Here is a 7,147-nt window from a genome sequence, read left to right as displayed (position 1 = left end):
GGCGCTGCAGGCCGCACGCAAGCGGTGATAATGCCGGCCATGACATACCAACTACTCAAGATGGCCCACGTGGCGGCCGTCGTCGCCTGGATCGTCGGGTCGCTGTTCGTCTCCTTGTTCCTCTTGTCGTCGCAGCCGCAAGACGGCGATGACGCGCCTAAGGAACGCAAGATGCTGGGCGCGCTGCGCCGCTGGACGCTGTGGGTGACGACGCCGGCGATGGTCGTCTCCTGGATGATCGGCCTGCATCTGGCAATGACCTTCGGCTGGTTCGCCATGAACTGGATATGGATCAAGGCCGGCTTCGCCCTTGCCTTGTCCGCCTTGCTGGGCATCCAGAGCGCCGCGTTGCGCCGCATGGCTAGCGGCAGCCCGAAGCGGCCGCCGGCGGTGGATCTCTACGCGCCGTTCACCGTCATCGCCTGCGCGGTCATCGTGACGCTGGTCGTCGTCAAACCGTTCTGACGTGTTGCCGGCGGCTTATGCCGCTGGGCCATATCCAAAGATCCCCGTAATAAGGACTCAACGAAGTATTCGTTCGTGCCCGTCGGGGCCCTCCCTAGAATCGTCTCTCTCATAACTGCATTGACTGAGAGGCGATTCCATCATGACTACCCGTTTTCTAGGCGCGCGCACCGCGCAGGGCAACACCGCGCCCGTCAAGCGGACGCGCCTCGTCCTCAAAACGCTGCTGGGCGCCGTGCTGGCTTCGGCCGCGATGTTTCATGGTCCGGCGTTCTCCGCCGATCCCAAGCCCTTGAAAGTGGGCGTGCGCGGCGGGGTGGACGAGCAGATCTGGGAAGTGGTGACGCAGGTCGCCAAGAAGAACGGCCTGGCCGTCGAGCCCGTGGTCATCACGGGCACCGCCAGCCCCAACGAAGCGCTGAACAATGGCGACCTGGAAGCCAACGCCTTCCAGCACATTCCTTTCCTGAACGACCAGATCAAGCAGCGCGGCTATAAGCTGGTGCCGGTGGCGAACACGTTGATCTCGCCCATTGCTTTCTATTCCAAGAAATACAAGTCGCTGCAGGCGTTGCCCGATGGCGCCCGCGTCGGCATTCCGAACGACCCCAGCAACCAGACCCGCGCGCTGGTGATCCTGCGCGACCATGGGTTGATTACGCTGAAGGACGGGTTCGACCCGGCGACCGGCACTGCCACGCTGGCCGATGTGACTTCCAACCCCAAAAAGCTGAATTTCGTCGAAAGCGCGTCCGTCGTGCTGGCGCGTTCGCTGCCGGACGTGGACACCGCCGCCATCGTCAACAGCTTCGCCTACCAGGCGGGCCTGATCGCCACGCGCGACGGCATTGCGGTGGAGAAAAAGGAAAACAATCCTTACGTGAACATCATTGCCGTGCGCGAAAAGGACAAGAACGCGCCGTGGGTGCCCGAGCTGATCAAGGCCTACCACTCTGAAGAAGTCCGTCAGTTCATCCTGAGCAAGTACGAAGGCTCCGTGATCCCGGTTTTCTGAGATGCAGCACGAATTCTCCCGCCCCGGCCCGTCGGCAGCGGCCGGGTCGTCGCCGGGGCCGGACGCCCATATCGTTTTCGACGGGCTGCAAAAGCGTTATCAAAGCCCGCAGGGCGCGGTGGCGGCGTTGTCCGACGTGTCGTTCTCGGTGGCGCGCGGCGAGGTCTTCGGCATCATCGGGCGCAGTGGCGCGGGCAAGTCCACCCTGTTGCGATCCATCAACATGCTGGAACGCCCCTCCGCCGGGCGCGTGCTGGTCGACGGGGTGGACGTGGGCCAACTGGACGAAGATGCGCTGGTGGGCCTGCGCCGCCGCATCGGCATGATCTTCCAGCACTTCAATCTGCTGTCGGCCAAGACGGTGGCCGAAAACGTCGCGCTGCCGCTGCGTGTGGCCGGCGTGAAGCCCGCCGCCGCGCGCGCCCGCGTCGAAGCCCTGCTGGACATGGTCGGGTTGCGCGACAAGGCGGACGTCTATCCGTCCAAGCTGTCGGGCGGCCAGAAGCAGCGCGTGGGTATCGCGCGCGCGCTGGTGCATGAGCCGGAAATCCTGTTGTGCGATGAAGCCACGTCCGCGCTGGACCCGGAAACCACGCAATCCATCCTGGCCCTGCTGCAGGACATCAACCGCAAGCTGGGGTTGACGGTGGTGCTCATCACGCACGACATGGCGGTGATCCGCGAAGTCTGCCACCAGGTGCTGGTGCTGGATGGCGGCCGCAAAGTGGAGCAGGGCGAGGTCTGGCGCGTGTTCGGCAACCCGCAGGCGGACGCCACGCGCGCACTGCTGCGACCCTTGCAGCACGAATTGCCGGCGGACCTGGCGGCCAGGCTGGTGCCCGACTTGCAGGGCCGCGATGGCGTCGCCGTGCTGCGGCTGCGCTTCACGGGGCAGGGACGGCCTGACGGCGTGTCGCTGCAGGCCTTGGCCGCGATGGGGCCGGGCGCCACCTTGCTGCATGGCGGACTGGATCGGTTGCGCGGCCATGCGCAGGGCAGTCTGCTGGTGTCGGTGCCGGCGGGCGCATTACAGGAAGAGGCCGCGCGCGCCGCGCTGGTGGCCGATCAGATCAAGGTGCTGGGTTATGTCGCTGCCGATGCTTGATAAATACCTGCAGGCGTTCCTGCAGACTCTGGCGATGGTGAGCGTATCCGCCGTCATCGCCATCGTGTCGGGCCTGGCGCTGGCGGTGGTGCTGACGGTCACCGCGCCAGGCAACCTGTATCCCAGGCCGCGCTTGAACAAGGCGCTGTCGATCACGGTGAACACGTTCCGCGCCATCCCCTTCATCATCCTGCTGGTGGCCATGCTGCCGTTCACGCGCTTCCTGGTGGGCACCACGTTGGGAACCTGGGCGGCCATCGTGCCGCTGTCGGCCAACCTCGTGCCCTTTTTCGCGCGGATCGCGCAGGTGAGCTTGAACGACGTGGATCACGGGCTGGTGGAGGCGGCGCGCGCGATGGGATGCCGGCGCTGGCATATCGTGCGCCACGTGCTGCTGCCCGAGGCCTTGCCCGGCATCATCGGCGGCATGACGGTCAGCGTCATCGCCATGATCAACGCGTCCGCCATGGCCGGCGCCGTGGGCGCGGGCGGCCTGGGCGACCTGGCGATCCGCTATGGCTACGAACGCTATGAAACCCGCGTGATGTTCGAGGTGATCGTGATCCTGATCGCGCTGGTGTCGATCGTGCAGTTCACCGGTGAATGGCTATCGCGCCGTGCCGACCACAAGCGGTAGGCACGGGGCGGCGATGCGGGCGGGCGGCCAAATCGGATCAGGGCAGCGCCGAGAGGATGCTGGCCAGCTGCTGCTTGCCCAGTTGTTCCTGTTCGGCGGACAGCTTGCCGATCGCCGCCATGTGCTGGCGGAACTGGTTCAGGTCGTCGTCGCGGTCGAACAGCAGTTCGTCATGGTCCGCATACCAGTGCTGACGGTTGTCGTCCAGCAACGTGATCATCTGGCCGAACTCTTGCAGGATGCGCGTCTCAAGCGTCCAGACCTGCGCCAGGCTGGCGCTGCGCCGTGCCAGCGACGCGTCCAGGCCCGACAGCATTTTCTGCTTTTCCGGTTCGCGGATCGCCAGCGAACGGATCAGCGCGGGCATGTCCTTCAAGACCTGCAGGCTTTGCTGCCGGTACTTCGGCACCAGGCGCTCGGCCTGTTCAAGAATCATCCGGCTTTCCACCAGGCCGGTGTCCCGGGCCAGACGGTGCGCGTCCAGCAGCCGCGGCATGCCGATGTCGTTCAGGTCCTGAAGGTAGGCCTTGTGCTGCGCCAGCCGCTCGCCGGCAACGGTCTTGATGACGCGCTCCAGCTCGCCGTAGAACCCGGTGGCCTTGGGCGTCTGGTCGATGGCCGGCAGGGCGTCGGGGGCAGCGTCCGGGCTCGTGACCATCAGCTGCAACGTATCGGCGACCTTGCGGATTTCGGCGGCGGCCACCTGTTCCTGCTCGCGGTCAGCGGCATTGCGCACGCCGATCACCACGGCGGACACGAGCACCGCCACGCCGGCAAGCAGCGCAATGCGCAGCCAGCCAGGGCGCGCACGCGGGGGGCGCAAAGGCTTGTCCTGGGAAATCATGGCGCACCAACAATTGGGGACATGGTTTTGAATGTAACGCAGTTTTCCGGCAAGGGCGTGACGCCTTTGCAATATCCGATGACAGGAGTTCCGCTATGTCCGACACCACGCAGCCAGGCTTCGCCACACGCGCCATCCACCTGGGGTACGACCCGCTGGAAGAACAGGGCGCGTTGTCGCCGCCGTTGTACCTGACGTCCACCTACACCCAGGACAGCATCGAAGCCTTTGACCAGATCCGTCTGGGCGAAAAGCAGGGCTATGTCTATGGCCGCACGCGCAACCCGACGCAGGCGCTGCTCGAAGAGCGGCTGGCGTCGCTGGAAGGGGCCGAGGCCGGCGTCGTCACGGCTTCCGGCATGGCGGCCATTTCCGCCACCTTGTTCTCGCTGCTGCAAAGCGGTGACGAGATCGTGGTGGACCAGATCGTCTACGGCACCGCGTTCACATTGTTCACGCAGGGGCTGAGCCGCTTTGGCATCCACGCCGTCTTCGCCGACTTTACGCGGCCCGAGACGGTCGCCGCGGCGATCGGCCCCAAGACGCGCGCCGTCTATTTCGAAACGCCGGCCAATCCGAATCTGCGGCTGGTCGATATCGCCGCCGTGTCCGCCATCGCGCGCGGCAAGGGCTTGTTGACCATCGTGGACAACACCTTTGCCACGCCGGTGCTGCAACGCCCGTTGGAACATGGCGCCGACATCGTGCTGCATTCCGCCACGAAGTACTTGGGCGGCCATGGCGACCTGCTGGCAGGGGCGGTCGTGGGCCGCAAGGCGCATATCGACGCCATCCGTCTGCAAGGGCTGCGCTATTTCACCGGCGCGACCTTGTCGCCGTTCACCGCCTTCCTGGTGTTGCGCGGCATTAAAACGCTGGAACTGCGGGTGCAGCGCCATAGCGAATCCGCGTTGAAGGTGGCCAAGCTGCTGCGCGAACACGGGGCCGTGGCCGACGTGTTCTATCCGGGCCTGGAAGGCACCGCCGGCGCGGACATCGCGCGGCGCCAGCAGGCGTCGGGCGGCGGCCTGGTGGCGTTCGAGCTCAAGGGCGGGCTTACGGCCGGCCGGAACCTGCTGAACAGCCTGAAGCTGGCGCGTATTGCCGTCAGCCTGGGCGACCCGGAGACGCTGATCCAGCATCCCGCGTCGATGACGCATGCCAGCTATTCCGCGGAAGACCGCGAGAAGTATGGTTTGTCCGAAGGGCTGCTGCGCCTGTCCGTGGGGCTGGAGACGCCGGAGGACATTCTGGCCGATCTCAAGCAGGGCCTGGACCGGGCGTAGGCGGCGGGCTCGCGGCGCGCCGCCAGGCGACCCATTCGCCTGCGCCTTCGAAATGGTGCAGGCCGCGGGCGGCGGTTGCCCGTCCCTCGCGCAGCACATCCAGGTCCAGCCCCGGCAGGTTGCGCAGCAGGGCGGCCGGCAGGCGGTCGATGTCCAGCACCCGCTCGTCCAGGTCCATGCGCATCAGCCCGCCGCCATCGGTGGGCACGCGCACGAACCACAGGCTTTCCATGTGGTCGCCGATCCACGGGTCGGGGTACATCGCTTCCGTGAAGACGAAGCCGAATTCGTGGATGTCGCTCCACGGCCAGAACTCTTGAATGCCCATCGCGCGCGCCAGTTCGCTTTCGCGGGTGAGGCCGGCGTCATCGAACCGCACGGTTTCGCGCAAGGGGTCTTCAGGGGGCGGCGGGCCGTTCAGGAAGCGCTTGAGGCGTGACCACATGGCAGGCAAAGGCGGGATCGGAGACGGATGGCGCAGTGTACCGGGCCGGGAATCTGTAAAGAATGTTACAACCTTTGATTCTCGTCAATTCCACGCCCCGGTGCGCACGGTAGGGTTTCGCCTTTGGCCGATGAGGCCGCCGGCGACGGGCCGGCCGGCGTGGCCAGACGACCAGCGCAGCAAGGACAGGATTCATGACAGACAAGACCCCGCAAGCCGAACAGGCCATCGCCGCCACGCCGAACAAGCGCGCGGGTGCCGCCGCCAAGCGCACCGCCAGCACCCGTGCCGGCACAGGTTCGCGCCGGGCGCAGCCGACGGCGGCGCCCATCGAACCCGTGGTGCAGGCCCGCAAGCGCGTGGCCGCCCGCGAAGATGCCGCCCGCCAGGAAACCGTGTCGGTGCTGTCCGATATCGCGCGCCGCTATACCGTCGGCCCAGACGCGCAGGCCCACGAAGCCTTGCGTTCCGTTATCGAGGACCTGTCGCCCGACGATGCCCGTGCCGTGCATCGCGCGTTGCTCGATGCCAGTACGCAGGCGCCCGGCAGCCGCCGCAATCCCGACGAAGAACTGGCGACCGATTGGCGGGAAGGAATCTATCCCTACCGCCACCGCATGCTGCGCCGCAATTACGAAAAGCAGAAGTACCAGCTGCAGGTCGAACTGTTGAAACTGCAGGCCTGGGTCAAGGCGACCGGCCAGCGGGTGGTGATCCTGTTCGAAGGCCGTGACGCCGCCGGCAAGGGCGGCACCATCAAACGCATGATGGAACACTTGAATCCGCGGGGCGCGCGCGTGGTCGCACTGGAAAAGCCATCGGACACGGAGCGGGGTCAGTGGTATTTCCAGCGCTATGTGCAGCACCTGCCTACGGCAGGCGAGATCGTGATGTTCGACCGGTCCTGGTACAACCGCGCCGGCGTGGAACGCGTGATGGGATTCTGCTCGCAACAGGAGTATCTGGATTTCCTGCGCCAGGTGCCGGACTTTGAACGCCATCTGGTCACTAGCGGCATCCATCTCGTCAAGTTCTGGTTCTCGGTCAGCCAGGAAGAGCAGCGCCGGCGGTTCCTGCAACGTAAGGTACACCCGCTCAAGCAGTGGAAGCTGAGCCCGGTGGATCTGGCCTCGCTGGACAAATGGGACGACTACACCCGCGCCAAGGAAGCGATGTTCGCCCATACCGACACCGCGGACGCGCCGTGGATCGTGGTGAAGTCCGATTGCAAGAAACGCGCGCGGCTCAATGCGATGCGCTATGTGCTGAGCCGCCTGCCGTACGAAGGCAAGAGCGGCGACGCCGGCATGGCGCTCGACTCGCTGATCGTGGGCCGGGCGCTGTAGGCGT

General features: G+C 65.8%; 8 protein-coding genes. 6 read left to right on the top strand and 2 right to left on the bottom strand.

Annotated elements, in window-relative coordinates; all coding sequences use genetic code 11:
- Positions 1-39 precede the first annotated feature (39 nt).
- From ACO6D5_RS04175 to ACO6D5_RS04160, 4 genes are all read left to right on the top strand, one after another.
- Positions 40-465: a CopD family protein gene (locus ACO6D5_RS04175; protein WP_315529565.1), complete on the top strand. Its 426-nt coding sequence runs from the start codon at positions 40-42 to the stop codon at positions 463-465.
- Between the two features lie 253 nt (positions 466-718).
- Complete coding sequence (locus ACO6D5_RS04170; RefSeq protein ID WP_315529574.1) at positions 719-1,480, top strand: MetQ/NlpA family ABC transporter substrate-binding protein; 762 nt, start codon at positions 719-721, stop codon at positions 1,478-1,480.
- Between the two features lies 1 nt (position 1,481).
- Entirely contained in the window at positions 1,482-2,585 is a 1,104-nt protein-coding gene (locus ACO6D5_RS04165; protein WP_485824680.1) for a methionine ABC transporter ATP-binding protein, read from the top strand.
- Positions 2,566-3,222 (top strand): methionine ABC transporter permease MetI, encoded by a 657-nt coding sequence (locus ACO6D5_RS04160; RefSeq protein WP_315529562.1) that lies wholly within the window; start codon positions 2,566-2,568, stop codon positions 3,220-3,222. The genes ACO6D5_RS04165 and ACO6D5_RS04160 overlap by 20 nt, the downstream gene beginning before the upstream one ends.
- Positions 3,223-3,259: 37 nt before the next feature.
- Here the strand turns inward: ACO6D5_RS04160 and ACO6D5_RS04155 are convergent, their stop codons facing one another.
- Positions 3,260-4,045 (bottom strand): hypothetical protein, encoded by a 786-nt coding sequence (locus ACO6D5_RS04155; RefSeq protein WP_485824679.1) that lies wholly within the window; start codon positions 4,043-4,045, stop codon positions 3,260-3,262.
- 116 nt (positions 4,046-4,161) lie between these two features.
- Between ACO6D5_RS04155 and ACO6D5_RS04150 the strand changes: the two genes are divergently transcribed.
- Complete coding sequence (locus ACO6D5_RS04150) at positions 4,162-5,352, top strand: trans-sulfuration enzyme family protein (protein WP_485824678.1); 1,191 nt, start codon at positions 4,162-4,164, stop codon at positions 5,350-5,352.
- On the opposite strand, the gene ACO6D5_RS04145 is transcribed toward ACO6D5_RS04150, so the two are convergent.
- Positions 5,327-5,797, bottom strand: coding sequence for a hypothetical protein (locus ACO6D5_RS04145; RefSeq protein WP_485824677.1), 471 nt, complete (start codon positions 5,795-5,797; stop codon positions 5,327-5,329). The genes ACO6D5_RS04150 and ACO6D5_RS04145 overlap by 26 nt on opposite strands.
- Positions 5,798-5,991: 194 nt before the next feature.
- Here ACO6D5_RS04145 and ppk2 point away from each other — a divergent pair, with 194 nt between their 5' ends.
- Entirely contained in the window at positions 5,992-7,143 is a 1,152-nt protein-coding gene (ppk2, locus tag ACO6D5_RS04140) for a polyphosphate kinase 2 (protein ID WP_485824676.1), read from the top strand.
- Positions 7,144-7,147: the final 4 nt, after the last annotated feature.

This window comes from Achromobacter sp., from assembly GCF_057314935.1.
Note: the sequence above shows the minus strand (reverse complement) of the source record. Positions and strands in the feature narration are given on the sequence as shown.